Origin of the sequence: Roseovarius maritimus, from assembly GCF_043355895.2 — a bacterium.
GTDB classification, from domain to species: Bacteria; Pseudomonadota; Alphaproteobacteria; order Rhodobacterales; family Rhodobacteraceae; genus Roseovarius; species Roseovarius maritimus.
In genome coordinates this window covers 19,083-45,336 of sequence record NZ_JBHFPF020000002.1, presented here as the reverse complement: position 1 = coordinate 45,336, position 26,254 = coordinate 19,083, and the positions used below count along the sequence as shown (strand labels likewise).

The window sequence follows — 26,254 nt, the reverse complement described above, 5'->3', positions numbered from 1 at the left end:
GGAGATTCAGCCCCGTTTGCGATAGTCCGCCTCGGCGCGGGTGGCCTCTTGGCGCGCGGCGTCAATATCCGGGGCGCCATTGCCAAGGATATGGCGGACGTCACTGGCGAGGTCCGTCAGGGGCGCGTCCGTGCTGCGCGCGCGGTGCAGCATGTCGAAGATTACGTCGAAATCATCGCCCTGAAGCTCGTAAACGCTGAAGAGCGATCCGGCCGCGTCAAGATAGGCTGCCCGCAGGGGCGAGGCGGGCGTCCCGGCGTTATTGTCGAGCGCGCCATAGCCGTGATCGGCCAGCAAACGCGACGTCTCGCCGCAATTCTCGATGCGGTCGAGCGCAAAGAACGCGTCATCGGAATTGGCTTCGGTCAGGGCCCGAAAGCCGGTAACGCATTGGTCCGAATGCTGGCCAGAGGCGGCCAACGCGGCAGAGACAGGCGCGATCACGGCGCTTCGCTGCGCGAGGGTGTCACCGCTGGAGCCGCCGAGATGGCGCCAGACCGCAACGCCCGAGACGACAAGAAGCGCGGCGCTGGCCAGCGCCGCGACGATCATAGTGCCACGCTTGGGCGCGCTCATTCCTCGGCCGTCGCGGCCCCGTCTGCCGCGTCGTCCTCATCGCCGTTCTGCTCGGCGATCCATGCCACGCTGACGACAACCTCGTTCTTGCCGGTATTGAACACCTTGACGCCGCCCGCGCTGCGCGAGCGGAACGAAATGCCGTCAACGGGCACGCGGATCGACTGGCCCTTGGAAGTGGCCAGCATGATCTGGTCCTCCTCTGCCACCGGGAAGCTGGCGACCAACGCGCCACCGCGCATCGCCTTGTCCATCGCCGTCACGCCCATGCCGCCCCGCCCGCGAATCGGGTAGTCGTGGCTGGAGCTCAGCTTGCCACTGCCCTGCTCGGATATGGTCAGAATAAGGGTTTCGGCCTCTTTCATTTCATTGAACTGCTCTTGCGTCAGCGGGGCGTCGGCGTTGCCCTCCTCCTCGGCGGCATCCATCTCTTCATCGGTCAGACCGGCCTGTTGGCGGCGCATCTTGAGATAGGCGGCGCGGTCGTCCGAGGTCGCCTCGAAATGCGGGATGATGGACATGGAGACCACGCTGTCATTCCCGGTCAGCCTGATGCCCCGCACGCCCAACGACGCGCGGCTGTTGAATACACGCACATCGGTCGCCCGGAAGCGGATCGCGCGGCCCGAGGAAGTGACCAGCATCACGTCGTCGTCATTCGACGCAATACGCGCATTGATCAGCGTGATCCCGGCATTTTCTTCCTCAAAGCGCATGGCGATCTTGCCATTCGAGCGCACATTGGTGAAATCCGACAGCTTGTTGCGGCGCACCGTGCCTGCCGACGTGGCGAAGACCACCTGCAGGTCGTCCCATTCGCTCTCGTCCCGGTCGACCGGCATGATCGCCGCGATCGAAACGCCGGTCGGGATGGGCAGGATGTTGACGATGGCCTTGCCCTTGGACGTGCGGCCACCCTGAGGCAGGCGCCATGTTTTCAGCTTGTAGACCATGCCATCAGTCGTGAAGAAGAGAAGCTGAGTATGCGTGTTGGCCACGAAGAGGGTGGTTACCACGTCCTCGTCCTTGGTCGCCATGCCGCCCACGCCCTTGCCGCCGCGCTTCTGGCTGCGGAAATCGGCCAGCGCGGTGCGCTTGATATAGCCGCCCGAGGTGACGGTGACGACCATGTCCTCACGCTCGATCAGGTCCTCGTCGTCCATGTCGCCGGACCAGTCGACGATCTGGGTGCGGCGGGGCACAGCGAAGAGATTGCGCACCTCCGACAGCTCGTTCGAGATGATCTCCATGATCCGCTCGCGGCTGGCGAGGATGGCGAGGTATTCCTTGATCTTGCCCGCCAGCTCCTGCAACTCGTCCGTGACTTCCTTGACACCCAGCTGCGTCAGGCGCTGCAGGCGCAACTCCAGAATGGCGCGGGCCTGCGCCTCGGAGAGGTTATAGGTGCCATCATCATTGGCCGTATGGGTCGGATCGTCGATCAGCGCGATATATTCCAGGATATCGCCTGCGGGCCAGCGGCGCTCCATCAGCCGCGCGCGCGCATCGGCTGCGTCCTGCGAGGCGCGGATGGTCGCCACCACCTCGTCGACGTTGCTGACGGCCACAGCCAGACCGCACAGGATATGACTCCGCTCGCGGGCCTTACGCAGTTCAAAGGCGGTGCGGCGCGCGACGACATCCTCGCGGAAGTCGATGAAGGCGGTGAGGAAGCGGCGCAGCGTCAGCTGCTCGGGGCGGCCGCCATTGAGGGCCAGCATGTTGCAGCCGAAATAGGTCTGCATGGGCGTAAAGCGGAAAAGTTGGTTCAGCACGACTTCGGCGGTCGCATCGCGCTTCAGCTCGACGACGACGCGCACGCCGTTGCGGTCGCTCTCGTCCTGCACATGGGCGATGCCCTCGATCCGCTTTTCGCGGGCGGCCTCGGCGATGCGCTCGATCATGGTGGCCTTGTTCACCTGATAGGGGATCTCGTCGATGATGATCGCCCAGCGGTCCTTGCGGATCTCTTCGGTGCGGGTCTTGGCACGCACGATGACGCTGCCGCGCCCTTCAAGGTAGGCCTTTCGCGCGCCCGAGCGGCCCAGCATGATGCCCCCGGTGGGGAAATCGGGGCCGGGCACGTATTCGATCAGGTCCTCGCTGGAAAGATCGGGGTTCTCGATCAGGGCTAGGGTCGCGTCGATCACTTCGCCAAGATTGTGGGGCGGGATGTTGGTCGCCATGCCGACGGCGATGCCGCCCGCGCCATTGACCAGCATATTGGGAAAGCGGGCGGGCAGGACGGTCGGCTCGCGGTCCTTGCCGTCGTAATTGTCTTGGAAATCGACGGTTTCCTTGTCGATATCGGCCAGGATATAGGCCGCCGGCTTGTCCATGCGAACCTCGGTGTAACGCATGGCAGCCGCGTTATCGCCATCCATCGAGCCGAAGTTGCCCTGACCGTCCAAGAGCGGCAGCGACATCGAGAAATCCTGCGCCATCCGCACCAGCGCATCATAGATGGCGCTGTCGCCGTGCGGGTGGTACTTACCCATCACGTCACCGACGGCGCGCGCCGATTTGCGGTAGGGTTTGTCATGCGTATTGCCGCCCTCGAACATCGCGTAGAGGATGCGGCGATGCACGGGCTTCAGCCCGTCGCGCAGATCCGGGATCGCGCGACTGACGATGACAGACATGGCGTAGTCCAGATAGGACGTCTTCATCTCGTCCTCGATCGAAACGCGCGGGCCGTCGTAGGCCGGACGCTCGGGGAGGTTTTCTTCCATGTCTTCGGGGGGTTGCGGCGTATCGGTCAAGTCGGTGCCCATTCTGTCGCGTCAAACTATATGCAGTGCGCAAAGGTATATCACCGCCATGATATGGGGTGCAATGGCGCATGGCGTTGCCATTTGGCAGCCGTGAGGCGTGTCTGCTAACAAATTGTTTTCATTGAAAAGTAATTTCTTTCGGGCATCATCAACTGGGGGGCGGGAAAAGGAGCATGAAACATGCCGATGAGCGAGACGGAAATGATGCTGAAAGGGTACGGGCTGACCACCGCAGAGTTCTTCTACGGAATGCCCGATTATGTCCATGTGTTGAACAGCTATGTCTGGCAGGATTACGATATCGCGCCAGACCATCCCAAGCTGTTTCAATTCGTGGAGTTCTGGCAACGAGAGCTTGACGGACCGTTGCATTCGGTGCGCTTTACCCATCGCAAAATGATCGCGCCGGGCGAATGGCGCAATGTATCGGGGGAATTCACGTTGCATTGAAGGAAGTCACGCCGGGAAAAAACCCGGCGCGTTTACATCTGAGGCCTTGCGTATCAGGGAATGATGCGCGTGTATTTCATGCCTTCCAGCGAGGCGCCGGCCATCAAGCCCGCCTGGCCGAAGACAACCGCGATCACGGGCGAGATCGACGTTGTCGTCTCGGCGCGTAGGTTTTCGGCGGTGTCCTTGAAGACATATTCGATATCCGCACCCGCGGCCCAGCCGGAAGAGCGCCGGAAACTCGACAGCGCGGACGGGGTCATGAAGAACAGCACATGCGCGAATTGCTGCGCGCCGATCTGTAGGCCGACACTGCCCTTGGTCGCGGAGTAGTAATCAACCGTCTGGCCGCCAATCTGCAGCGCGCCGCGGCCGTATCCACCGCCCAGACCAAGGCCCGCCTCGGTGATCAGCGGCATGACCAGCATACCCGAGGATTTCTCGGCCAGAGACTGCGTGCCGGGATAGTTGTTGTAGAGGTAGCTCACGGTGGTGTTGACACGCGCGTCGATTTCCTGCGGGCCGCGGCTTCCGATGCCGTTGCCGCAAGCGGCTGTCATAAGCCCGGCGCTGCCGAGCGCGCCCAGGGTGAAGCCGCGTCTGGTGAGAATGCTCATGGATCTATGCCTGTTCGTTGCCTGAATACCGCCGGCTGTTTGGCAGCCGATCTGGCGAAACTATAGGCGGCGATACGCCCATTGTCACGCGCGGGGGTGGACTTTGGGCGAATTACCGCGCGGTACGGCCCGATCAGCGCAAAAGGCGTGCCATGGCGGGGGCGAAATAGGTCAGAATGCCGTCGCAGCCCGCGCGCTTGAAGGCCATGAGGCTCTCGGCCATGGCGCGCTCACCGTCGATCCAGCCGTTCTGCGCAGCGGCGGCGATCATCGCGTATTCGCCGCTGACCTGATAGGCACAGGTCGGCGCGGCGAAGGTATCCTTGGCGCGGCGGCAGATATCGAGATAGGGCATCCCGGGCTTGACCATCACTGCATCCGCGCCCTCGGCCAGATCGCGTGCGATCATGCGCATCGCCTCGTCTGAATTGGCGGGATCCATCTGGTAGGTCCGCTTGTCACCCTTGAGCGCGCCGGATGCGCCCACCGCATCGCGGAAGGGGCCGTAGAAGGCGCTGGCGTATTTCGCAGCATAACTCAGCAGGATTACGTCCTGATGCCCCGCTGCCTCAAGTGCCGTTCGGATCGCGCCGATGCGCCCGTCCATCATGTCCGAAGGGCCGATGATATCGACGCCCGCCTCGGCCTGCGCCAGCGCTTGTTTGACAAGCGCCTCGACGGTTTCGTCATTGACGATGATGCCATCGCGGACAAAGCCGTCATGGCCGGTATCGGAATAGGGATCGAGCGCGACATCTGTCATCACGGCAATCTCGGGCACCGCAGCCTTGATGGCGCGGGTCGCGCGGTTGCTGAGGTTTTCGGGGTTCCATGCCTCGGCGCAGTCGGCGGTGCGCTTTTCCGGGCCGGTATAGGGAAAGAGACAGATCGCCGGAATGCCCAGATCCGCCGCTTCGCGCGCAGCCTCGGCCACGCGGTCCACGCTCAGGCGGTTGACGCCGGGCATCGAGGCGACGGGCTCGGTCAAGTTCTCGCCGTCGCGCACGAAGACCGGCCAGATCAGATCGCCTGCCGACAGCGTATTCTCGGCCGCCAGCGCGCGCAGGCCCGGCGTTCGGCGCATACGGCGGGGACGGGCTGCGGGATAGGAGGCTAAGCTGGGCTGCATGAGTGTGACCTGACTTCGTTGGACTGCGAGATACGTCGCATGTATCCCGCCGCTGCTCAAGAGGCGCATGCCGGATGGCGCAGGCACGTCGGAAATCGGGCGCTTCCGGTTTGGGGTGAAACCCATTAAGAGGGGCGCGAACTTGGCGGATCGGGGCAGGCGTGGACTGGTATTCTTCGGTATTCGAATTGATCGACATGCGCAGCTTCAGCAACCTGTGGTTCTGGATCGCGCTGGCGGTGCTCTGGTCCTCGACCAGCCATTACCTGCTGGGCGTGCCCTGGGACATGATCACGCGGGCGCGCAAGGGCAATGCGCAGGCGATGGACGACATGAACCACCTTGCGATGATCAACAGCCGCCGGATCCTGAACATCGGGCGCGAGTCTGGCCTGCTGGTCACTGGCCTGATCTTCTTCATGCTGACCGGCGCTGCGATGCTGGGCTGGGTCTATGACCGCGAGTTCGCGCAGGCGGTGTTCCTCTTGCTTTTTCCGATGTCGCTGGTCTGGCTCTTGTCCGTGCGCACCGCGCATATGATCGAGGCGCAGGAGCTGGCGGGCGATCCGCTGATCTCGAAGTTCAACCGCCACCGCCTCATGGTGCAACTGATCGGTATGGTATCGATCTTTGTCACCGCGATGTGGGGCATGTATCAGAACATGACGTCCTCGGCCCTTGGCGGGTGACGCGGCGCCCTGGCCTTTGCAAATCGGCGCCGGGCGGGTGACATGGGCGGCGGCAGGGCTATCTGACCATCCCGTCCCAAGGCAGCGATGAATTTATGACCAAGAAGACCAGCCTTATCACCGTCTCCGGCGCGCCCGAAGGCTTTGACGCGCGCCTCGTGCTGGACGAGGTTACGCGCGCCTCCGGCCCCGTGATCCACATCGCCCGCGATGACAAGCGGATGGCGGCCATGGCCTCGGCACTCGCGTTCTTTCAGCCGGGCATGCCGGTAGTGCAGTTCCCGGCATGGGATTGCCTGCCGTTCGACCGCGTGTCGCCCAATCCTGATATTTCGGCCGGGCGAATGGCGACGTTGGCGGGGCTCGTGCACGGCATGCCGGGGCAATTCGTGCTGTTGACCACGCTGGGCGCGGCGATGCAGCGCATTCCGGCGCGCAAGGTTCTGAAGGGCGCGGCCTTTACCGCGCAGGTCGGCCAGCGCATCGACGAGGCGGCGCTGCGCGCCTTTCTGGTGCGCATGGGCTTTACCCAAAGTCCCACGGTGACCGAGCCGGGCGACTACGCCGTGCGTGGGGGCATCATCGATATATACCCTCCGGGGAGCAGCGATGGGGGCGGGCCTGTTCGGCTCGATCTTTTCGGGGATGTTCTGGACGGCGCGCGGCGTTTTGATCCGGTCAGCCAGCGGACCACGGAAAAGCTGGACATGATCGAGCTTGCGCCGGTCTCGGAGGTGATCCTCGACGAGGCCGCGATCATGCGCTTTCGGCAGAATTACCGGATCGAATTCGGCTCGGCGGGCACGGACGATCCGCTCTACGAGGCGATCAGCGCCGGGCGCAAGGCCCAAGGGGCAGAGCATTGGTTGCCCTTCTTTCATGACACGCTCGAGACGCTCTTCGACTATCTGCCGGATGCGCCTGTGGTCATGGATGACGGGATCACCCCGGCGCGCGTTTCGCGTTGGGACAGCATCGTTGATCAATACGAGGCGCGGCGCCATGCGATGACCGCCAAGGGGCGCGGCGACAGCGTTTACAAGCCGGTCAAGCCCGAGCTCCTCTATCTCGATGACGCCGCGTGGGACGCGGCGATGGCGCCGCACCGCGCGGTGCAGTTCAGTGCGCTGCCGCAGGCGACCGGGCCGGGCGTCATCGATGCCGGTGGGCGCATCGGGCGCAGCTTCGCGCCTGAGCGACAACAGGAAAACATCAGCCTTTTCGGCGCGTTGAAGGACCATATCGAGGCGAAGATGGCCAAGGGGCCGGTCCTCTTGGCCAGCTATTCCGAGGGCGCGCGCGAGCGGATGGAGGGCCTTCTGGAGGATGAGGGGCTGGTGGGCCCCGTCACCGTCACCTCGGCCGAGCGGCTTGGCAAATCGGGGCTTCATCTGGCTGTCTGGGGGCTTGATGCCGGCTTTGAGGGGCCGGTGGGCAAGCAGCATCTGACGGTCATCGCCGAGCAGGATATCCTGGGCGACCGCCTGATCCGAGCGCCAAAGCGCAAGCGCCGCGCCGAGAATTTCCTGAGCGAGGCGAACAGCCTGACACCAGGCGATCTGGTGGTGCATGTCGATTTCGGCATCGGACGGTATCTGGGCCTCGAAGTGGTCACCGCGCTTGGCGCCGCGCACGAATGCATCGTGCTGGAATATGCCGAGGCGTCGAAACTCTACCTTCCGGTCGAGAATATCGAGCTGCTCAGCCGCTATGGCCATGAAGAGGGCCTCCTAGACAAGCTTGGCGGCGGGGCCTGGCAGGCCAAGAAGGCGCGGCTGAAAGAGCGCATCCGCGAGATGGCGGATCGCCTGATCCGCATCGCCGCCGAGCGCGCGCTGCGCCGCGCCCCCGTGCTGGAACCCGAGCATCACGCCTGGGAGGAATTCTCGGCCCGCTTTCCTTACGAGGAGACGGATGACCAACTGCGCGCCATCGAGGATGTGATGGCCGATCTGCAAGCGGGCACGCCGATGGACCGCCTGATCTGCGGCGATGTCGGCTTCGGCAAGACCGAGGTGGCGATGCGCGCGGCCTTCGCCGCCGCCATGTCCGGCCAGCAGGTGGCGGTGATCGCGCCCACGACTCTGCTGGCCCGCCAGCACTATCAGAGCTTTGCCGAACGCTTTCGCGGCTTTCCGATCAATGTGCGGCCCCTCTCGCGCTTTGTCTCGGCCAAGGATGCGGCGGCCACGCGCGATGCGCTGGCCAAGGGGCAGGTCGATATCGTCGTCGGCACCCATGCGCTCTTGGCCAAGGGGGTCAGGTTCCAGAACCTCGGCTTGCTCATCATCGACGAGGAGCAGCGCTTTGGCGTGGCGCATAAGGAGCGGCTGAAGGCGCTGCGTAGCGACGTCCATGTGTTGACCCTGACCGCAACGCCCATTCCGCGCACGCTGCAGCTGTCGCTGTCGGGTGTGCGCGACCTCTCCATCATCGGAACGCCCCCCGTCGATCGTTTGTCGATCCGCACCTATGTCAGCGAGTTCGACACCGTCACCCTGCGTGAGGCGCTCCTGCGCGAGCATTACCGCGGCGGGCAAAGCTTCTTTGTCGTCCCGCGCATTTCGGACCTGTCCGAGATCGAGGCGTTTCTGGATAACGAGGTGCCAGAGGTGTCTTATGTCATCGCCCATGGCCAGATGGCGGCCGGCGAGCTGGATACGCGGATGAATGCCTTCTACGACGGCAAATACGATGTGCTGCTGGCAACGACCATCGTGGAATCGGGCCTCGATATTCCGACTGCCAACACGATGATCATTCACCGCGCCGACATGTTCGGGCTGAGCCAACTCTACCAGATCCGGGGCCGCGTGGGCCGCTCGAAGACGCGGGCCTATGCGTATCTCACGACCAAGCCTCGGCTGAAACTCACACCCGCCGCCGAGAAGCGGCTGCGCGTGCTGGGCAGTCTCGACACGCTGGGCGCGGGCTTTACGCTGGCAAGTCAGGATCTGGATATTCGCGGGGCGGGCAACCTTCTGGGCGAGGAGCAATCAGGCCAGATGCGCGACGTCGGCTATGAGCTCTACCAGTCGATGCTGGAAGAGGCGGTGGCCAAGATCAAGGCGGGCGAGACGGACGGGCTCTATGACACGGACGGCCAATGGGCGCCGCAGATCAATCTGGGCGTGCCGGTCCTCATCCCGGAGGATTACGTGCCCGATCTCGATGTGCGCCTCGGCCTCTACCGCCGCCTCAGCAGTCTGGATACCAAAGTCGAGCTGGAAGGCTTTGCCGCCGAGCTGATCGACCGTTTCGGCCCGCTGCCGAAAGAGGTGAATACCCTCATCCTGGTCGTGCGCATCAAGGGGATGTGCAAGAAGGCCGGCATTGCCAAGCTGGATGGCGGGCCCAAGGGCGCGACGATCCAGTTCCATCAGGATAAATTCGCCTCGCCCGAGGGGCTGGTCGAATTCATCAAGGACCAGCGGGGCCTCGCCAAGATCAAGGATAACAAGATCGTCGTGCGGCGCGACTGGGCCAAGGACAGCGACAAGATCAAGGGCGCGTTCTCGATTGCCCGCGATCTGGCGCAGAAAGTGGCCGACAAGACCAAGAAGGCCAAGGCCGCCGAAGCCAAGAAGGGGGCATAAACCGCGAGGTGCGTCAGCCGTTCGTCCTTCGCGGGACGAATGAGCGTGCGCGTGTGTGCGAACAATCGAACGAGCCGCAAATTTTTTCTGTCGCCGTGGCGACAGGCGTGATCGGCTGGAGGTTGAATCGGTCCGGTCGCCAACCCGGCGCTGCGCGCTAGCTTAAGTGAGACCAGCCCGTTACGGGCAGGCTCTCATAGGATTGACGCGGCGCGAGAGCCGCAAAAAAGACAGGACCACGATCACCAACAGAGGAGACAGACCCATGTCATCGGACGAGATCAATCCGCGCAAGCCGTCCTTCGGCCTTGCGCTTGTGCCGGTGGTGCTGACGCTGCTGGTTCTGGGCATACAGCTCTTTTACTTCGGCGACTTCACCCCGCATATCCCGCTGGCCATCGGCCTCGCGATCACGGCGCTGGTCGGCCTGTATCTGGGCCATGACTGGGGTAATATGCAGGACGGGGTTTTTCGCGTCATCAACGTGTCGCTGCCATCCGTCTCGGTGCTGATCGTTGTGGGCATGATCATCGGGGTATGGATCGCATCCGGCACGGTGCCGACGCTGATCTATTACGGGCTGATCATCCTGTCGCCGCAGATTTTCCTGGCCGCCTCGATGATCATGTGCGCGGTCGTCTCAGTCTCACTTGGCACGTCCTGGGGCACGGTCGGCACGATCGGCCTTGCGTTGATGGGGATCGGCGCGGGGTTTGACGTACCTGTCTATTGGACGGCGGGCGCGGTGGTGTCCGGCGCATTTTTCGGGGACAAGATTTCGCCCCTGTCGGACACGACAAACCTCGCCCCTGCGGTGACGGCGACGAATGTATTCGATCACATCCGCAACATGATGCCCACGACAGTCCCGGCGATGCTGATCGCATTCGGCATCTATATCTGGGCGGGCTACAGCCTGGTCGGCGAAGGCAATACCTCGTTCGAGCGCATCGACAGCATCACCACCGCGCTCAACGAGTATTTCACCATCTCGCCCTGGCTCTTGTTTCCGGCGCTGTTGGTACTCGGGCTCGCCATTGCGAAAAAGCCGCCGATTCCGTCGCTCTTTGCGGGCGTCGTAGCGGGGGGCTTGACGGCGATGATTGCCCAAGGATCTTCGCTGCATGATGTCTTTGGCTACGCCAATGGAGGCTATGCCATCGACACGGGTGTCGCCGAGATCGACAGCCTGCTGAACCGGGGGGGCATCCAGTCGATGATGTGGACCATCTCGCTAATCCTGATCGCGCTCGGCTTTGGCGGCGCGCTGGAACGGACGGGCTGCCTACAGGCGATCATCGCCAAGATCCTCTCAAAGGTGCATTCCTTTGCAGGCGTTCAGACGGCGGCCATCGCCACCTCGACGGCGACAAACCTCGTGGCGGGCGATCCTTACCTCTCCATCGCGCTGCCGGGCCGGATGTATTCGCCGGTCTATCGCGGTATGGGGCGCTCGACCCTGAACCTCAGCCGCGCGATCGAGGAGGGTGGGACACTGATGTCGCCGCTGATTCCGTGGAACGCGGGCGGCGCGTTTGTCATCTCGGCCTTGGGCCTTGGCGTGATCGACGGCAATTTCGAGAATCTGCTCTATATCCCGCTGGCCTTTGCCTGCTGGATGACGCCCATCATCGGCATCGTTTATGCTTGGACGGGTCTGTTCTCGCCGTATGCCAGTGACGCCGAGAAGAAGGATTGGGTGGAGAACGACCGCTCTATCGCGGATCTCAGCGAATACGGCTATGATGACCCGCTGGAAGGATACAGCAGCGCTGCGGCGGCGGTGCCGGCCAAATAGCGTGTCGCTGAAAAAAATGAAACCTGCGCCTTTCGGGGGCGCAGGTTTTTTCGTGCCGGAGGCGTATCGGGTCGGGTTCGGGTTGCGTCAGTCGTCCTTTGGCGTGCCGCCTTGCGCCGCCTTGAACGCCTTGACCCGCTCCGCCAGCATCTTGCGCGCCTTGGCATTCGCGCGGCGCACGCGGACCGCCGTAAGGAACGATTCTTCCGCGGTTTGGGACGTGGCACCCATCATCGCCGCAAGATCATCGACAATCCGCTCGTCGCCAGTGATTTCCTCGGCTTTCAGCGCATCCTGTGCCAGCTGGTCTGCCAGATCCTCGGTGACGCCCATGGCTTAGCGCGTGCCTTCTGTCAGGCGGCGTTTCACGTAGCTGGTGACCGTCTCGATCATCGGGTCCATATACGGATCCTCGAAGAAATGCCCGGCGCCCTCGACTTCCTCGTGCTGCACGGTGATGCCCTGCTGATCGTGCAGCTTGTTCACCAGCGCGGTCGTGTCTGCGGGCGGCGCGACGCGGTCCGCCGCGCCGTTGATGATCAGCCCCGAGGACGGGCAGGGCGCGAGGAACGAGAAGTCATACATGTTTGCCGGGGGTGAGACGCTGATGAAGCCTGTTATCTCAGGGCGACGCATCAAAAGCTGCATGCCGATCCACGCGCCGAAGGAGAAACCCGCAACCCAGCAATGCTTGGAATTGGCATTCATGCTTTGCAGGTAGTCGAGCGCCGAGGCGGCATCCGAAAGCTCGCCCACGCCCTGATCGTATTCACCCTGAGAGCGCCCCACACCGCGAAAGTTGAAGCGCAGCACGGTAAAGCCCATCTTGTAGAAGGCATAGTGCAGGTTATAGACCACCTTGTTGTTCATCGTGCCGCCGAATTGCGGATGCGGATGCAGGACGATGGCGATAGGCGCATCCTTTTCCTTTTGCGGATGATAACGGCCTTCAAGGCGGCCCTCGGGGCCGGGAAAGATAACCTCGGGCATTCAGCGTTCCTTGCTGCGCTGTTCCGGGGGCGCGGCGATGCCCGTTGACGGGGGTGCCTCTGCGCCTTAGAACAATTCTAAAATGACGGCCCGTCGCGCTGATGCGCGTGGCCGGACCAGACGGGCTTGGCGCGTGATAAGCGCCCCTGCGCGCAAGGTCAATCTATTCGCAAGCCGAGCGGGGAAGGACGCAGCCGTGAAACTCAGTACCAAGGGGCGCTATGCCATGGTCGCGCTGTCGGATATCGCCTTGCAGCCCGAGGGTTCGCTGGTGACGCTGGGCGAGGTGTCGCGCCGTCAGAGTATCTCGCTGCCCTATCTGGAGCAGCTTTTTGTCAAGCTGCGCCGCGCCGATCTGGTGACCTCCGTGCGCGGCCCCGGCGGCGGGTATCGCCTCGCCCGGCCTACCTCCGAAATCCGGGTGTCCGAGATCCTGGCCGCAGTGGACGAGACCGTGGACGCGATGCACAAGGGCGCCGGCGCGTCGGGCGGTGCCTCAGGCAGCCGGGCGCAATCCATGACCAACCGGCTCTGGGAAGGGCTGAGCGCGCAGGTCTATGTCTATCTGCACCAGACCCGGCTGAGCGATGTGGTGGAGAACTCGCTGGCCCCATGCCCTGCGGTGCCATCGCTTTTCAACGTGGTGGATGAGGATTGATGACGGCACGTGCCCATGGTTTTGCGTCGCCTTTGGCGCCGCCACGCGCATTCGCCCGGCGCGAATGCGGCTGCCTGCGGCGCGAGTATTTTTGCCAAGATGAAGGCTGGGTGCGATGAAGGGGCGAGTCTACCTTGACTACAACGCCACGGCGCCTCTGAGGAGCGAGGCGCGGGAGGCGATGACCGCCGCGATGGATGTGGTCGGCAACCCGTCGAGCGTGCATTCCGAGGGCCGCGCCGCGAAAGCGCTGGTCGAGCGGGCGCGGGCCCAGGTAGCGGCCGCGCTGGGGGCGGACGGGGCTGACGTGATTTTCACCTCGGGCGCGACCGAGGCGGCGGCGTTGGCCTGCGCCGGACGAGGGCTGAGCGCCGCGCCGATCGAGCATGAGGCGGTCGCGGCCTGGACCGATGACGCTCTTCGGGTGTCGCCCGAGGGAGCGGTGGACGTGCCGGATCCCGCCAAGAGCGCCCTGCAGCTGGCCAATTCCGAGACAGGGGTCCTGCAGGTGCTGCCGGAGGGGTTGGCCGTCAGTGATTTGACGCAGGCCTTTGGGAAGGTCCCACTGGCCTTCAACTGGAGCGGCGCGCAGATGGCGCTGATCTCGGCGCATAAACTGGGCGGGCCGAAGGGTATCGGTGCGTTGGTGGTTCGGCGCGGCACGGATGTGCCCGCCCAGATCAAGGGTGGCGGGCAGGAGATGGGCCGCCGGTCGGGAACAGAAAACATCATCGGCATCGCGGGATTCGGCGCCGCTGCGGAGGCGGCGGCGGTCGATCTGGCGAATGGTACCTGGGCTCGGGTCGAGAAACTTAGAAACATTCTAGAAAAGACCATTGCAGCTTCTGGAAATAAGACTATTTTTGTCGGGAAAGAGCTTGAACGTCTGCCAAACACATCCTGCATCCTGACGCCCGGCTGGAAGGGCGAGACACAGGTGATGGCGATGGATCTGGCGGGATTTGCGGTTTCAGCAGGCTCGGCCTGCTCAAGCGGGAAGGTCCGTGCCAGCGCGGTGTTGCGGGCCATGGGCTATGACGAGGCGGAAGCGGCCTGCGCGATTCGGGTCTCGCTTGGGCCTCAGACGACGGAAGACGAGGTTTTGCGCTTTGCCGAGGTTTGGTTGAAGCACTTGAACAGACACGGCGCCCGGATGGGCGCGCATTGAGACTGAGACGGGGAGACAAAGACATGACGGCACTTGATGATGCACCGAACGAGACGATGGCTCACAAGGATGTGGCCAAGGAAGGCGTCGATCAGGACACGGTCGATCGCGTTCGTGAGGTTGGCGGCGCCTACAAACATGGCTGGTCGACCGATATTGAGATGGAATACGCGCCCAAGGGCCTGACGCCCGATATCGTGCGACTCATTTCGGAAAAGAACGAAGAGCCCGAGTGGATGACCGACTGGCGCCTTGACGCCTACAAGACTTGGCTGACCAAGAAAGAGCCGAACTGGGCGATGGTGGATTACCCTGAAATCGACTTTCAGGACCAGTATTACTATGCGCGCCCCAAGTCGATGATGGTCAAGCCAAAATCGCTCGACGAGGTCGACCCGAAGCTGCTAGCGACCTACTCCAAGCTGGGCATCCCGCTGAAGGAGCAGGAGATTCTGGCCGGTGTCGAGGGCGCAGGCGAGATGCCTGCCGAGGCGCGCAAGGTGGCCGTGGACGCGGTGTTCGATTCCGTGTCGGTCGGCACCACTTTTCAGAAAGAGCTGCGTGAGGCGGGAGTGATCTTCTGCTCGATCTCGGAGGCGATCCGTGAGCATCCGGAGTTGGTGAAGAAGTATCTCGGCAGCGTGGTGCCGGTGAATGATAATTTCTACGCGACGCTCAACTCGGCGGTCTTCTCGGACGGCTCCTTCGTCTATGTGCCGCCCGGCGTGCGCTGCCCGATGGAGCTGAGCACCTATTTCCGCATCAATGCCGAGAATACCGGCCAGTTCGAGCGCACGCTGATCATCGCCGACAAGGGCAGCTATGTCAGCTACCTCGAGGGCTGCACGGCGCCCCAGCGCGATGAGAGCCAGCTGCACGCGGCTGTCGTCGAGATCATTGTCGAGGAAGATGCCGAGGTGAAATACTCGACCGTTCAGAACTGGTATCCGGGCGACGAGAACGGCAAGGGCGGCATTTACAACTTTGTGACCAAGCGCGCCGATTGCCGAGGCGACCGGGCCAAGGTGATGTGGACGCAGGTCGAGACCGGCTCCGCCGTGACGTGGAAATACCCCAGCTGCATCCTGCGCGGCGATGACAGCCAGGGCGAGTTCTACTCGATCGCCATTGCCAACAATATGCAGCAGGCCGATACGGGCACCAAGATGATCCATCTGGGCAAGCGCACCAAGTCGCGTATCGTCTCGAAAGGCATCAGCGCCGGCAAGGCGCAAAATACCTATCGCGGCTTGGTAAGTATGCACCCCAAGGCCAAGGAATCGCGCAACTATACGCAATGCGACAGCTTGCTGATTGGCGACAAATGCGGCGCTCATACGGTGCCTTATATCGAGGTCAAGAACAACTCGAGCCGGGTCGAGCATGAGGCGACGACGTCCAAGGTGGATGACGATCAGATGTTCTATTGCCGCCAACGCGGCATGGACGAGGAAGAGGCGGTGGCCCTTGTGGTCAACGGTTTCTGCCGCGACGTGCTGCAGGCGCTGCCAATGGAGTTTGCCATGGAAGCACAGCAGCTGGTCGCGATCTCGCTCGAAGGTTCGGTCGGGTAAGACTTTGTGCGGGTCGGCGGACATATCGCGCCTCGGCGGAGCGGCATGATGAGTGATGTCATGCTGCCTCTCCCCGAACTGACGGACGAGACGTATTTCGACGTCTCGGCTGCGCGTGATGCGTTGGCCGCCGGCGTGCCCGTCGCTTTTCCGCCCTTCGAAGTTATCCACGCGCCGGGCATGGGTCTCAGCGTTTGCCTGAACATGGTGCGCGATCCAATCCAGAATGCTTGGCGTGCGGGCGTGTTCTTTGAAGAAGAAGAGCTCAAGGCGTTGCAAGATCATGTGAAGAGCGGAGCGCATATCATTGATATAGGTGCCAATATTGGGAATCACGCGATGTTCTTCGCCACGCGAATGCAGGCGGCGCGGGTTGTCGTGATTGAGCCCAATCCTCTGGCGCTTGCACCGCTCGTGGCAAATGTCTTGGTGAACCGGCTGGAGAATGTGATCACGCTTGATCTTCTGGGGGTCGGGCTTTCCGACGGGTCGGCCACGGGCTTCGGCATGAAGCGGCATGATCGCAACTTGGGCGCTACTAAGATGTTCGCTGGCAAAGGCAGTCTTGAGGTGCATGCAGGCGACGACCTGCTCGAGGGTGAGGATCCTGACCTGATCAAGATCGACGTGGAAGGCATGGAAATGAAAGTGCTTTCAGGTCTTGCCAAGACAATCGCATCGCACCGGCCAGTCTTGTTGGTGGAGGTGGATGAGGAGAATGCGGATACTTTTGCGGCTTGGTGTGATCACAATGCTTACGAGGTAACCAAGGCAATCCGCCATAGTCGCAAGAACTGCAACTACATCCTTACTCCGGGGGATGCGGCATGACAGAGATGCTTATCCACCGCCCCGAATTAACCATGCCCGACGCAGAGGCGGCACGCTTGACTGAAGCCTATGAGGCGGCCGATGTGATCCTCGAATACGGCAGCGGCGGCTCGACGGTGTTGGCCTCGGAGCTGCCGGGCAAGCGGGTTTTCTCGGTCGAAAGCGACAAGGCCTGGGCCGGGATGATGCAGGGTTGGCTGGCGCAGAACCCGCCGGTCGCGGGCACGGGGGTTGACGTCATTTGGTTTGATGTGGGTCCAACCGGCGAGTGGGGCCGGCCCGTGGATGATACGGGTTGGCGGCATTACCCCGAGTATCCGCTGTCGGTCTGGCAGCGCGGGGATTTCGTGCAGCCCGACGTCGTGCTGGTCGACGGCCGCTTTCGCCTCGGCTGCGCCATGGCGACGGCGTTCTGCACAGCCAGACCGGTAACGATGCTGGTTGATGATTACAAGCGTCGCACCGGCTATCACGCGATCGAGGAGTTTCTGGGCGCGCCGCGTCTCATCGGCCGCATGGCCGAATTCTCGGTTACCCCGATGGCAGTACCGCCGCATCGCCTGCTGCCGATAGTCAAGATGATGATGCGGCCCTGACGGGCCACGATTGAACAGAGTTGAAAGGACAAAAAGATGCTTGAGATCAAGAACCTGCATGTCGATCTTGAAGAAGAAGACAAGACCATCCTCAAGGGTGTGGACCTGACCGTCGAGGCGGGCAAGGTGCATGCGATCATGGGGCCCAACGGCTCGGGCAAGTCGACGCTGAGCTATGTGCTGTCGGGCCGTGACGGCTATGAGGTGACCGAGGGCACGGCGACGCTGGAAGGTCAGGACATTCTTGGCATGGAGCCCGAAGAGCGCGCGGCGGCAGGTCTTTTCCTGGCATTCCAATATCCGGTCGAAATCCCCGGCGTGGGCAATATGACCTTCATGCGCACCGCCCTTAACGCTCAGCGCAAGGCGCGCGGCGAGGATGAGATGAGCGCGGCTGATTTCCTCAAGCTGATCCGCGCCAAGGCCAAGGAGTTGAAGATCGACGCCGAGATGCTGAAGCGTCCGGTCAATGTCGGCTTTTCCGGCGGTGAGAAGAAACGTAATGAAATCCTGCAGATGGCCCTGCTTGAGCCTAAGATGTGCATCCTCGACGAGACGGATTCCGGCCTTGATGTGGACGCGATGAAGCTGGTGGCCGATGGCGTCAACGCGCTGCGCAGCGAAGGGCGCGGTTTCCTAGTGATCACACATTATCAGCGCCTTCTGGACCACATCAAACCTGACGTGGTGCACATCATGTCCGATGGCCGCATCATCAAGACAGGCGGTCCCGAACTGGCGCAGGAAGTCGAAAAGAACGGCTATGCGGACATCCTGGCGGAGGTGGCGTAATGGCCCTTTCCAATCCGAAACAGACCGCAACCGACGCGCGGCTTGCCGCGCTGACGCTGCCCGATGAGGGCGGCTGGATCACTGGCGCGCGCAAGGATGCGTTGGGACGCGTCCGCGCAATGGGTCTGCCGCAGCGGCGCGACGAGTACTGGAAATTCACGCGCCCCGATACGCTGACCCAGGCCGAAGCGCCTAGGGCGGAGGCATTTCATCCGGACGAGCGCGAGATTTTCGGCGATACGGATCGGATCAGGATTGTCTTTGTCGACGGCATCTTTGACGCGAGCGCAAGCGATGATCTGACGGCCGAGGGCCTCTCGATCGAGCGTCTCGCTGATGCAGGCAAGGCCGATATCCACTGGGCGCGCGACCTTTACGGCGTGCTGGAGGCGCGGGGCCAGTCCCCCGTCGAGCGACCATTGGCGACACTGAACACCGCTGCGGCCACCGATGGCGTGCTGATCCATGTCACCGGCAGGGTGTCCAAGCCCGTGAATCTGATTTATCGCCACAATTCAGATACATCTGACGCGATGCTGCACCATGTCATCAAGCTGGATGCAAACGCCGAGATGACGCTGCTCGAAAACGGACCGGCTGCGGCGCGCTTCAACGACGTGCTGGAGGTAGAGATTGCCGATGGCGCCACCTTCCACCATGTGCGCACTCAGGGTCGTGATCACGAGCGGCGGGCGGCGACGCATCTGTTCGCGCGGCTGGGCACCGAGAGCGTGTTCAAATCCTTCACCATGACGGCGAATGGCGCGTTGACGCGCAATGAATGCGTGATCGAGTTGCTTGGCGACGATGCGACTGCGCATGTCGCGGGCGCCTCGATGGGCGATGGGGATTTTCACGACGACGACACCGTATTCGTGACCCATGACGCACTGCGCTGTGAGAGCCGGCAGGTTTTCAAGAAGGTGCTGCGTAATGGTGCGACAGGCGTGTTCCAAGGCAAGATCCTGGTCAAGGAAGGCGCGCAAAAGACCGATGGCTATCAGATCAGCCAGTCGCTTCTGCTCGATGAGGACAGCCAGTTTCTCGCCAAGCCCGAGCTTGAGATTTATGCCGATGACGTCATTTGCTCGCACGGCTCGACCTCGGGGGCGATCGACGAAGATGCATTGTACTACCTGCGCGCGCGCGGCGTGCCCAAGGCCATTGCGACGGACCTGCTGACGTTGGCCTTCCTGGCCGAGGCGGTGGACGAGATCGCTGACGAGGCGCTTCAGGACGAGATCAAGACCTTGCTGGAAGGCTGGTTGGAGCGCCGGCGCGGCTGATGGCGGTCACGCGCGACATCGTGGCCACATATCGCGGCCCGCGGGCCGTGATGCGGCGCCTTCTGGAGATGGGCCAGCGCGAAGATCGCGCGCTGGCGATCCTGATGGCGGGTTGCATCGTGATGTTCGTTGCGCAATGGCCGCGCCTTGCGCGTGAGGCCTACCTGACCGGGCAGGAGTTGAATCCGCTTTTGGGGGGCGCACTGCTGGCTTGGGCCTTTATCGCGCCCTTGATCCTTTATCTCATCGCTCTGACAAGCCATTGGATCGCCAAGTTGTTAGGCGGGGACGGGACGGGGTTCGGCGCGCGCATGGCGCTTTTCTGGGCGCTATTGGCGGCCAGCCCGCTGGTATTGCTGCACGGGCTTGTGGCCGGGTTTGTCGGGTCGGGGGCGGGACATACGGCGGTCGGGTTTGTATGGTTTATCGCCTTCGCGATGTTCTGGATATCCGGGCTGCGCGAGGCGGAATGGGGCACGGCATGACTGCGGCACTTGTGATCGATCTTTTCCGCCAGACCCTGACCGCGCCGCGCGCGGCGGCGGACCGCATTCTGTCGATGGACCTGCCGCGTGATTGGCTGTGGATGGCGCTGGGATTGATGGGCGTGCTGAACGGCATCGTCTATTCTCTGGTCCTGCAGATGGGCGATCCGCAAGAGACGGCGACGGCGCCAATGATGCCTGCGGCTCTGCAATCGCCCATGCTGTTTACTCTTTTCCTTTTGGGCGCACTAATCCTGACGGTGCTGACGCTGACATGGGTCGGGCGCGCGATGGGCGGCACGGGGCACATGCCCCAGATACTGGCGCTGATAGCGTGGATGCAACTGCTGCGCCTAGCGGTGCAGATTGCCTTGGTCGTGCTGATGCTGGCGCTGCCTCTGGCGGGGTTGATCCTGGTGGTCGTTGCCTCGATCTGGGGTCTTGTCATTCTCGTGGTCTTCGTCGATAGGGCGCATGAATTCGGTAACGTTTTCAAGGCGGCAGGCGTCATTGTTCTTGGATTTGTCGGGATGCTCGTTGGCATGTCGATCATACTCGGCCTGCTGGGCGCGCTGGTCATGGGAGGGGCGTGATGCTCGATATTGAAAAGCTGCGCGGTGATTTTCCGATCCTGTCGCGCGAGGTGAATGGCAAGCCGCTGGTCTATCTCGACAACGGGGCGTCGGCACAAAAGCCGCAGGTGGTGATCGACGCGATCAATACCGCCTATTCGCAGGAATATGCGAATGTCCACAGGGGCCTCCATTACCTCAGTAATCTCGCGACCGAGAAATACGAGGGAGTTCGCGGCATTATCGCGCGTTTCCTGGGTGTTTCAGATGAGCGGCAGATCGTTCTGAATTCCGGGACGACCGAGGGGATCAACATGGTCGCCTATGGCTGGGCCATGCCCCGGTTCGAGCCGGGTGACGAGATAGTGCTGAGCGTGATGGAGCATCACGCCAATATCGTGCCCTGGCACTTCCTGCGCGAACGCCAAGGCGCGGTGTTGAAGTGGGTCGATACGGATGTGAACGGCGCGTTGGACGCGAAAAAAGTGATCGATGCCATCGGGCCTCGCACCAAGCTGGTCGCGATTTCTCATCTTTCCAATGTCTTGGGCACCAAGGTTGATGTGAAAGCCATCTGCGCCGCCGCGCGGGACAAAGGCGTGGCCGTTCTGGTCGATGGCAGCCAGGCGGCGGTGCACATGCCTGTCGATGTCGATGACCTAGGGTGCGATTTCTACGCCATCACGGGGCACAAGCTTTATGGCCCGTCCGGCTCGGGCGCCATATTCGTTCGGAACGAGCGCATGGCCGAGATGCGACCCTTCCTCGGCGGCGGCGACATGATCCGCGAGGTGACGAAGGAGAACGTGATCTATAACGACCCGCCGATGAAGTTCGAGGCGGGCACGCCCGGCATTGTTCAGACCATCGGGCTGGGTGTTGCACTAAATTACATGATGGATCTCGGGATGGAGAATATCGCCGCCCATGAGAACCGTTTGCGTGACTACGCGGCCGAGCGGCTGGGTGGGCTGAACTGGCTTCAGGTGCAGGGTAATGCGCCGGACAAGGCCGCGATCTTCAGCTTTACCATGGATGGCGCGGGCCATGCGCATGACATCTCGACCATCCTCGACAAGAAGGGCGTGGCTGTGCGCGCGGGCCAGCATTGTGCGGCGCCGCTGATGGATCATATGGGGCTGGCCGCGACCTGCCGGGCGTCCTTTGGTGTCTACAACACCGAAGCCGAAGTCGATGTGTTGATCGACGCCTTGGAGCTCTGCCACGATCTCTTTGCCTGAAACTGCGCGCCTGCCGCGGGAATTACCCGTTGCGGGCGCGGGACGGCACAGGTATATCCCGGCTCAGGCACCCATAGCTCAGCTGGATAGAGCGCTGCCCTCCGAAGGCAGAGGCCTCAGGTTCGAATCCTGATGGGTGCACCACTCTACCTTCATAATGTCGCGTAACGCACTGGCAGGACGGCGTTATCCTTTCTTGGCTGCCGTGATGGCGTCCAGGATGCGCGCCCAGCTCCGGGTGCCTTTGTGAAAGCTTTCCATGTCGTATTTCTCGTTCGGCGAGTGAATCGCATCGTCATCCTTGCCAAAGCCGATCAGCATGGCTGTCATCCCGAGGATCTCTCCGAAATGCCCGGCGATGGGGATCGAGCCGCCGCAGCCGACATAAGCGGCCTCCTCGGGCCATTCATCCGACAGCGCGGCGCGGGCTGCCTCGAAGGCGGGGTCTGAAATGTCCATGATGCCCGCGCGGCTATTGCCATGGGCGGTGAATTCGGCGCTGCAATCGACGGGCAGGGCGGCACGGATGTGGGCGCGGAACGCATCCCTGATCTTGTCGGGATCCTGTCCTTCGACAAGGCGAAAGCTGATCTTGGCGCTGGCCTGGCTGGGCAGCACCGTCTTGAACCCGTCGCCGGTATAGCCGCCCCAGATGCCGTTGACCTCGGCGGTCGGGCGCGACCAGATCATTTCCAGCGGCATGCGCCCTTCTTCCCCGGCCGGCCGGCTGAGGCCGACATCGCCAAGAAAGCGCGCGTGATCGAAGCCGAGACCCTCCCATTGAGCCCGAACCTCGGGCGAGAGGTCCGGGATATCGTCGTAAAAGCCGGGCAGCGTGACGCGGCCCGTCTCGTCATGCAGCCCCGCAAGGGCAGAGGCCAGCACCCGGATCGGATTGGCCGCGATACCGCCGAAGAACCCGGAATGCAGATCCTTGTCAGGACCTGTAATCGTTACCTCTTCACTGACCATTCCGCGCAGCATTGTGACAATCGCGGGTGTTTTCGACTGGAAAAGGCCAGTGTCGCAGATCAGCGCGATATCGGCGCGCAGCTCATCGGCGTTTTCCTGCATGAAGGGGGTCAGCGAGGGCGAGCCTGATTCTTCCTCGCCTTCAAAGAAGAAGGTGATGCGGCAGGGCAGGGTGCCGTTGACCTCTTTCCACGCGCGGCACGCCTCGACGAATGTCATCAGCTGGCCCTTGTCATCGGAGGTGCCCCGACCGCGAATGACCTCGCCCTTGGGCGTCTGCTCGACCGCCGGATCGAATGGATCGCGCGTCCAGAGCGGCAGCGGATCAACCGGCTGCACGTCGTAATGACCGTAGAAGAGCAGATGCGGCGCGCCCTCGGGCGCGTCCTCACCCGCATGCCCAACGACCATGGGGTGCTTGGGCGTCATGCGCTTTTCTGCCTTGATGCCAATGCTTTGCAGATCTGCAACCAGCCAGTCGGCCGCATCCTGGCAGGCATCCGCATAGGCGGGGTCGGTGGAAATCGATGGAATGCGCAGGAAATCCAGCAGGCGGTTCGTCGCGTCCGGCATCTGGGCATCGATACGGGTGAGAACATCGTTCAGGGACATGGGCTGTGACCTCGCGTGACTGGAATTGGCGCGAGCCTATCAGGGTGCGTCGCGCTTTCCAGCAGGAAGGTGGAAAAGGTGAGTTTATTGATATGGGTCAACGTCATCTAGCGCGGCATTTTGTACCCTGTTGCAACAAAATACCGGTGGCTATATCAGTGGCATACCCCAGGCGCTGCGCTTTGGTGCAGCCTGCCACGGCCCACACGCTGCACGGCAAGACCCAGGAAAGGATCCCCCTTGGATCAGCCCATCGACTATACCGCCAAGCTGGATGAGGCCTTGGGCCGTCTGCACGAAGAAGGACGTTATCGCACGTTCATCGATATCGAGCGTCAGCGTGGCCAGTTCCCCCACGCGAAATGGACCCGCCCCGACGGTACCGAGCGCGACATCACCGTCTGGTGCGGCAACGATTATCTGGGCATGGGCCAGAACTCCGAGGTTTTGGCCGCGATGCACGAGGCGATCAACGCGACCGGCGCCGGATCCGGCGGCACGCGCAACATCTCGGGCACGACCGTTTATCACAAGCGGCTGGAGGCCGAGCTGGCCGATCTGCATGGCAAGGAAGCGGCTCTGCTCTTTACCTCGGCCTATATCGCAAATGACGCGACGCTCAGCACGCTGCCAAAGCTGTTTCCGGGGCTGATCATCTATTCAGATGCGCTGAACCACGCGTCGATGATCGAGGGGGTGCGCCGCAATGGCGGGGCCAAGCGGATTTTCCGCCATAACGACGTGGCGCATCTGCGCGAGCTGATGGCCGCCGACGATCCTGCCGCGCCCAAGCTGGTGGCGTTCGAATCCGTCTATTCGATGGACGGCGATTTCGGCCCGATCGAGGCCATCTGCGATGCGGCGGACGAGTTTGGCGCGCTGACCTATATCGATGAGGTTCACGCGGTTGGCATGTATGGCCCCCGGGGCGGTGGCGTGACCGAGCGTGACCGCCTCGCCCACAGGATCGACATTATCAATGGCACGTTAGCCAAGGCTTACGGCGTCATGGGCGGCTATATTGCGGCCTCCGCGCGGATGTGCGACGCGGTGCGTAGCTACGCGCCCGGCTTTATTTTTACCACGTCGCTGGCGCCCGCTGTCGCGGCAGGGGCGGCGGCGAGTGTCGCGTTTCTCAAACGTGATCAGTCGCTGCGCGAGCGGCATCAGACGCAAGCCAAGATTCTCAAGCTGCGTCTCAAGGGGCTGGGCTTGCCGCTGATCGATCATGGCAGCCACATCATTCCGGTGATCGTGGGCGATCCCAAACATACCAAGAAACTCAGTGACATGCTGCTGGACCAGCACGGCATTTACGTGCAGCCCATCAACTTCCCCACCGTGCCCCGCGGGACCGAGCGGTTGCGCTTTACGCCCTCGCCGGTGCATGGCCCGAAAGAGATGGATCACCTTGTTTCCGCAATGGATTCGCTCTGGAGCCAATGTGCGCTGAATCGCGCCGAGATGAGTGCGTGATTGCGTAAAAGGTGCAAAGCCTCTTGCGGTGTGCTAACTTGCCTGAAAACAAGGGGCACGGTCGAATCGGGACATTCGATCCAAGGCTTCCGAGCATTGAGGGGCAGTTTGCATGATTTTGCGCCGGTTTTCGCGAAAGACCACGGTTGAGGAGACTGAGCCGCGTGGCTTTGACTCGTTCGATTTGCGGCTGGGCGATCTCATGCGCGGCGAACGGGCCACCATGGGCAAGTCGCTGCTGGATGTCGAAAGAGAGCTGCGCATCAAGGCCAGCTACGTCGCCGCCATCGAAAACGCCAATCCCGACGCCTTCGACACTCCCGGTTTCATCCCCGGCTATGTGCGCTCCTATGCGCGCTACCTGAACATGGACCCTGACCGGGCCTTTGCCACCTTTTGCGCGGAGAGCGGGTTTTCCATAGCGCATGGTATGTCCGCCGCCGCGTCGTCGGTGCGCCGCAGCGATACGCCCGTGCCGCGGTCAATGGGCCGGGGCGATGCGCGCCTGACCGCGCCCAGCACGCCTTTCGTGCCAGCAAGCGAGAGCATCTTCTCCCGGATTGAGCCCGGCGCCATCGGATCGGTCGCGGTCCTTGTCGCGCTGATCGGCGCCATTGGCTATGGTGGATGGAGCGTTCTGAACGAGGTCCAGCGCGTTCAGGTCGCCCCTGTTGAGAACACGCCCGATGTGCTGGCCGACCTTGATCCGCTTGCCGGCGTGCAACGGCGCGCGCCTCAGACCGACAATTCCGATGGTCAGGATATCGCATCGGGGGCTGGCATCGCCGCACCCGAAAGCGATACGCTTGACCGGCTCTACCGGCCCGAGGCGCTGGATGTGCCCGTGCTGGTCGCGCGCGACGGTCCTATTTCGACGCTGGATCCGATGCAGGGCGGCACGCTGCCCGGTGTGTCGGTTGCCTCTGCCGAGCCGTCCGAGGTCGAGCCGAACGCCATCGACGCCGCTATCGCCTCGATCATCAGCCCGCAAGTTGTGGCCGATGCGCCCACCGGTGTGCAGATGGTTGCCGTGCGCCCCGCTTGGGTGCGTGTACGCGCGGCCGATGGCACTGTGATCTTCGAGGGCGTGATGAATGGCGGCGATACCTACGATGTGCCGCTGACTGAAGTGCCGCCGACTCTCCGGATAGGCGAATCGGGCGCGATTTACTTCAAGGTGGCCGGGCAGCATTATGGCCCCGCTGGCCCGCGCGGCGCTGTGACTTCCAGCATGGCCTTGGCGCCTGTCGACCTGACCGAGACGCTGGAAGTCGCTGACATCGCGGAGGATTCCGATCTGGAGCGCTACGTCGCCGAACTGAGCGAAGAGTTGAGCCTGCCGCCCGCACCGCTAGCGGGGGAGTAGCGCCCC

At 62.5% G+C, this 26,254-nt stretch carries 23 protein-coding genes and 1 tRNA gene; 17 read left to right on the top strand and 7 right to left on the bottom strand.

The features are described 5' to 3' along the window. Positions 1 to 6 precede the first annotated feature (6 nt). Together ACEWPM_RS04960 and gyrA are read right to left on the bottom strand one after the other, a co-directional pair. Positions 7 to 576, bottom strand: a complete 570-nt coding sequence (locus ACEWPM_RS04960; protein ID WP_393963246.1) for a hypothetical protein — start codon at positions 574 to 576, stop codon at positions 7 to 9. Beyond that, positions 573 to 3,308: a DNA gyrase subunit A gene (gene gyrA, locus ACEWPM_RS04955; RefSeq protein ID WP_393963285.1), complete on the bottom strand. Its 2,736-nt coding sequence runs from the start codon at positions 3,306 to 3,308 to the stop codon at positions 573 to 575. Before gyrA ends, ACEWPM_RS04960 begins: the two co-directional genes overlap by 4 nt. A gap of 222 nt (positions 3,309 to 3,530) precedes the next feature. Here gyrA and ACEWPM_RS04950 point away from each other — a divergent pair, with 222 nt between their 5' ends. Further along, positions 3,531 to 3,800, top strand: a complete 270-nt coding sequence (locus ACEWPM_RS04950) for an usg protein (protein WP_393963247.1) — start codon at positions 3,531 to 3,533, stop codon at positions 3,798 to 3,800. Positions 3,801 to 3,853: 53 nt separating this feature from the next. Here the strand turns inward: ACEWPM_RS04950 and ACEWPM_RS04945 are convergent, their stop codons facing one another. Then, positions 3,854 to 4,417, bottom strand: a complete 564-nt coding sequence (locus tag ACEWPM_RS04945) for a lipid-binding SYLF domain-containing protein (RefSeq protein ID WP_393963248.1) — start codon at positions 4,415 to 4,417, stop codon at positions 3,854 to 3,856. A 133-nt stretch (positions 4,418 to 4,550) separates the two neighbouring features. Continuing rightward, positions 4,551 to 5,546, bottom strand: a complete 996-nt coding sequence (hemB, locus tag ACEWPM_RS04940; RefSeq protein WP_393963249.1) for a porphobilinogen synthase — start codon at positions 5,544 to 5,546, stop codon at positions 4,551 to 4,553. 161 nt (positions 5,547 to 5,707) lie between these two features. On the opposite strand from hemB, the gene ACEWPM_RS04935 reads away from it, so the two are divergent. The 3 genes from ACEWPM_RS04935 to nhaC all read left to right on the top strand — a co-directional run bounded on the left by ACEWPM_RS04935 (position 5,708) and on the right by nhaC (position 11,629). After that, complete coding sequence (locus ACEWPM_RS04935; RefSeq protein WP_393963250.1) at positions 5,708 to 6,235, top strand: component of SufBCD complex; 528 nt, start codon at positions 5,708 to 5,710, stop codon at positions 6,233 to 6,235. Positions 6,236 to 6,330: 95 nt separating this feature from the next. After that, positions 6,331 to 9,831, top strand: coding sequence for a transcription-repair coupling factor (gene mfd, locus ACEWPM_RS04930; protein WP_393963251.1), 3,501 nt, complete (start codon positions 6,331 to 6,333; stop codon positions 9,829 to 9,831). A gap of 265 nt (positions 9,832 to 10,096) precedes the next feature. Beyond that, positions 10,097 to 11,629, top strand: a complete 1,533-nt coding sequence (gene nhaC / locus ACEWPM_RS04925) for a Na+/H+ antiporter NhaC (RefSeq protein ID WP_393963252.1) — start codon at positions 10,097 to 10,099, stop codon at positions 11,627 to 11,629. 87 nt (positions 11,630 to 11,716) lie between these two features. Here the strand turns inward: nhaC and ACEWPM_RS04920 are convergent, their stop codons facing one another. Beyond that, positions 11,717 to 11,962, bottom strand: coding sequence for a hypothetical protein (locus tag ACEWPM_RS04920; RefSeq protein WP_393963253.1), 246 nt, complete (start codon positions 11,960 to 11,962; stop codon positions 11,717 to 11,719). Positions 11,963 to 11,965: 3 nt separating this feature from the next. Further along, positions 11,966 to 12,619, bottom strand: coding sequence for an alpha/beta hydrolase (locus ACEWPM_RS04915; RefSeq protein WP_393963254.1), 654 nt, complete (start codon positions 12,617 to 12,619; stop codon positions 11,966 to 11,968). A 196-nt stretch (positions 12,620 to 12,815) separates the two neighbouring features. Here ACEWPM_RS04915 and iscR point away from each other — a divergent pair, with 196 nt between their 5' ends. The 11 genes from iscR (at position 12,816) to ACEWPM_RS04860 (ending at position 21,966) form a co-directional block, all read left to right on the top strand. Continuing rightward, entirely contained in the window at positions 12,816 to 13,277 is a 462-nt protein-coding gene (gene iscR / locus ACEWPM_RS04910; protein WP_393963255.1) for a Fe-S cluster assembly transcriptional regulator IscR, read from the top strand. A 115-nt stretch (positions 13,278 to 13,392) separates the two neighbouring features. Beyond that, complete coding sequence (locus ACEWPM_RS04905) at positions 13,393 to 14,445, top strand: cysteine desulfurase family protein (protein WP_393963256.1); 1,053 nt, start codon at positions 13,393 to 13,395, stop codon at positions 14,443 to 14,445. Between the two features lie 23 nt (positions 14,446 to 14,468). Next, positions 14,469 to 16,019, top strand: a complete 1,551-nt coding sequence (gene sufB, locus ACEWPM_RS04900) for a Fe-S cluster assembly protein SufB (protein ID WP_393963257.1) — start codon at positions 14,469 to 14,471, stop codon at positions 16,017 to 16,019. Positions 16,020 to 16,199: 180 nt separating this feature from the next. Beyond that, entirely contained in the window at positions 16,200 to 16,850 is a 651-nt protein-coding gene (locus ACEWPM_RS04895; RefSeq protein ID WP_393963258.1) for an FkbM family methyltransferase, read from the top strand. Then, positions 16,847 to 17,446 (top strand): hypothetical protein, encoded by a 600-nt coding sequence (locus ACEWPM_RS04890; RefSeq protein WP_393963259.1) that lies wholly within the window; start codon positions 16,847 to 16,849, stop codon positions 17,444 to 17,446. Before ACEWPM_RS04895 ends, ACEWPM_RS04890 begins: the two co-directional genes overlap by 4 nt. 36 nt (positions 17,447 to 17,482) lie before the next feature. Continuing rightward, the gene (gene sufC / locus ACEWPM_RS04885) at positions 17,483 to 18,238 is read left to right on the top strand and encodes a Fe-S cluster assembly ATPase SufC (RefSeq protein ID WP_393963260.1); all 756 of its coding nucleotides are present in this window, start codon (positions 17,483 to 17,485) and stop codon (positions 18,236 to 18,238) included. Next, positions 18,238 to 19,524, top strand: a complete 1,287-nt coding sequence (locus ACEWPM_RS04880) for a SufB/SufD family protein (RefSeq protein WP_393963261.1) — start codon at positions 18,238 to 18,240, stop codon at positions 19,522 to 19,524. The genes sufC and ACEWPM_RS04880 overlap by 1 nt, the downstream gene beginning before the upstream one ends. Beyond that, a complete protein-coding gene (locus ACEWPM_RS04875; protein ID WP_393963262.1) occupies positions 19,524 to 20,009 on the top strand; it encodes a YIP1 family protein in 486 nt (161 codons plus the stop codon). Before ACEWPM_RS04880 ends, ACEWPM_RS04875 begins: the two co-directional genes overlap by 1 nt. Further along, positions 20,006 to 20,602 (top strand): Yip1 family protein, encoded by a 597-nt coding sequence (locus tag ACEWPM_RS04870; RefSeq protein WP_393963263.1) that lies wholly within the window; start codon positions 20,006 to 20,008, stop codon positions 20,600 to 20,602. Before ACEWPM_RS04875 ends, ACEWPM_RS04870 begins: the two co-directional genes overlap by 4 nt. After that, on the top strand, positions 20,602 to 21,822 hold the full coding sequence (locus tag ACEWPM_RS04865; protein WP_393963264.1) for a cysteine desulfurase: 1,221 nt from the start codon (positions 20,602 to 20,604) through the stop codon (positions 21,820 to 21,822). The genes ACEWPM_RS04870 and ACEWPM_RS04865 overlap by 1 nt, the downstream gene beginning before the upstream one ends. Before the next feature lie 67 nt (positions 21,823 to 21,889). Next, positions 21,890 to 21,966: transfer RNA gene (locus ACEWPM_RS04860), tRNA-Arg, on the top strand. Between the two features lie 42 nt (positions 21,967 to 22,008). Here the strand turns inward: ACEWPM_RS04860 and ACEWPM_RS04855 are convergent. Continuing rightward, positions 22,009 to 23,406, bottom strand: coding sequence for a M20/M25/M40 family metallo-hydrolase (locus ACEWPM_RS04855; protein ID WP_393963265.1), 1,398 nt, complete (start codon positions 23,404 to 23,406; stop codon positions 22,009 to 22,011). Between the two features lie 252 nt (positions 23,407 to 23,658). Here ACEWPM_RS04855 and hemA point away from each other — a divergent pair, with 252 nt between their 5' ends. Continuing rightward, the gene (gene hemA, locus ACEWPM_RS04850; protein ID WP_393963286.1) at positions 23,659 to 24,882 is read left to right on the top strand and encodes a 5-aminolevulinate synthase; all 1,224 of its coding nucleotides are present in this window, start codon (positions 23,659 to 23,661) and stop codon (positions 24,880 to 24,882) included. A 112-nt stretch (positions 24,883 to 24,994) separates the two neighbouring features. Next, on the top strand, positions 24,995 to 26,248 hold the full coding sequence (locus tag ACEWPM_RS04845; RefSeq protein ID WP_393963266.1) for a helix-turn-helix domain-containing protein: 1,254 nt from the start codon (positions 24,995 to 24,997) through the stop codon (positions 26,246 to 26,248). The last annotated feature ends 6 nt before the right edge of the window (positions 26,249 to 26,254 follow it).

What these genes read in the sequence shown, in the direction of transcription:
- ACEWPM_RS04960 (WP_393963246.1), bottom strand. Translation starts at nt 576, where the DNA reads ATGAGCGCGCCCAAGCGTGGCACTATGATCGTCGCGGCGCTGGCCAGC.
- gyrA (WP_393963285.1), bottom strand. Translation starts at nt 3,308, where the DNA reads ATGGAAGAAAACCTCCCCGAGCGTCCGGCCTACGACGGCCCGCGCGTT.
- ACEWPM_RS04950 (WP_393963247.1), top strand. Translation starts at nt 3,531, where the DNA reads ATGCCGATGAGCGAGACGGAAATGATGCTGAAAGGGTACGGGCTGACC.
- ACEWPM_RS04945 (WP_393963248.1), bottom strand. Translation starts at nt 4,417, where the DNA reads ATGAGCATTCTCACCAGACGCGGCTTCACCCTGGGCGCGCTCGGCAGC.
- hemB (WP_393963249.1), bottom strand. Translation starts at nt 5,546, where the DNA reads ATGCAGCCCAGCTTAGCCTCCTATCCCGCAGCCCGTCCCCGCCGTATG.
- mfd (WP_393963251.1), top strand. Translation starts at nt 6,331, where the DNA reads ATGACCAAGAAGACCAGCCTTATCACCGTCTCCGGCGCGCCCGAAGGC.
- nhaC (WP_393963252.1), top strand. Translation starts at nt 10,097, where the DNA reads ATGTCATCGGACGAGATCAATCCGCGCAAGCCGTCCTTCGGCCTTGCG.
- ACEWPM_RS04920 (WP_393963253.1), bottom strand. Translation starts at nt 11,962, where the DNA reads ATGGGCGTCACCGAGGATCTGGCAGACCAGCTGGCACAGGATGCGCTG.
- ACEWPM_RS04915 (WP_393963254.1), bottom strand. Translation starts at nt 12,619, where the DNA reads ATGCCCGAGGTTATCTTTCCCGGCCCCGAGGGCCGCCTTGAAGGCCGT.
- ACEWPM_RS04905 (WP_393963256.1), top strand. Translation starts at nt 13,393, where the DNA reads ATGAAGGGGCGAGTCTACCTTGACTACAACGCCACGGCGCCTCTGAGG.
- sufB (WP_393963257.1), top strand. Translation starts at nt 14,469, where the DNA reads ATGACGGCACTTGATGATGCACCGAACGAGACGATGGCTCACAAGGAT.
- ACEWPM_RS04895 (WP_393963258.1), top strand. Translation starts at nt 16,200, where the DNA reads ATGGGTCTCAGCGTTTGCCTGAACATGGTGCGCGATCCAATCCAGAAT.
- ACEWPM_RS04890 (WP_393963259.1), top strand. Translation starts at nt 16,847, where the DNA reads ATGACAGAGATGCTTATCCACCGCCCCGAATTAACCATGCCCGACGCA.
- sufC (WP_393963260.1), top strand. Translation starts at nt 17,483, where the DNA reads ATGCTTGAGATCAAGAACCTGCATGTCGATCTTGAAGAAGAAGACAAG.
- ACEWPM_RS04880 (WP_393963261.1), top strand. Translation starts at nt 18,238, where the DNA reads ATGGCCCTTTCCAATCCGAAACAGACCGCAACCGACGCGCGGCTTGCC.
- ACEWPM_RS04875 (WP_393963262.1), top strand. Translation starts at nt 19,524, where the DNA reads ATGGCGGTCACGCGCGACATCGTGGCCACATATCGCGGCCCGCGGGCC.
- ACEWPM_RS04870 (WP_393963263.1), top strand. Translation starts at nt 20,006, where the DNA reads ATGACTGCGGCACTTGTGATCGATCTTTTCCGCCAGACCCTGACCGCG.
- ACEWPM_RS04865 (WP_393963264.1), top strand. Translation starts at nt 20,602, where the DNA reads ATGCTCGATATTGAAAAGCTGCGCGGTGATTTTCCGATCCTGTCGCGC.
- ACEWPM_RS04855 (WP_393963265.1), bottom strand. Translation starts at nt 23,406, where the DNA reads ATGTCCCTGAACGATGTTCTCACCCGTATCGATGCCCAGATGCCGGAC.
- ACEWPM_RS04845 (WP_393963266.1), top strand. Translation starts at nt 24,995, where the DNA reads ATGATTTTGCGCCGGTTTTCGCGAAAGACCACGGTTGAGGAGACTGAG.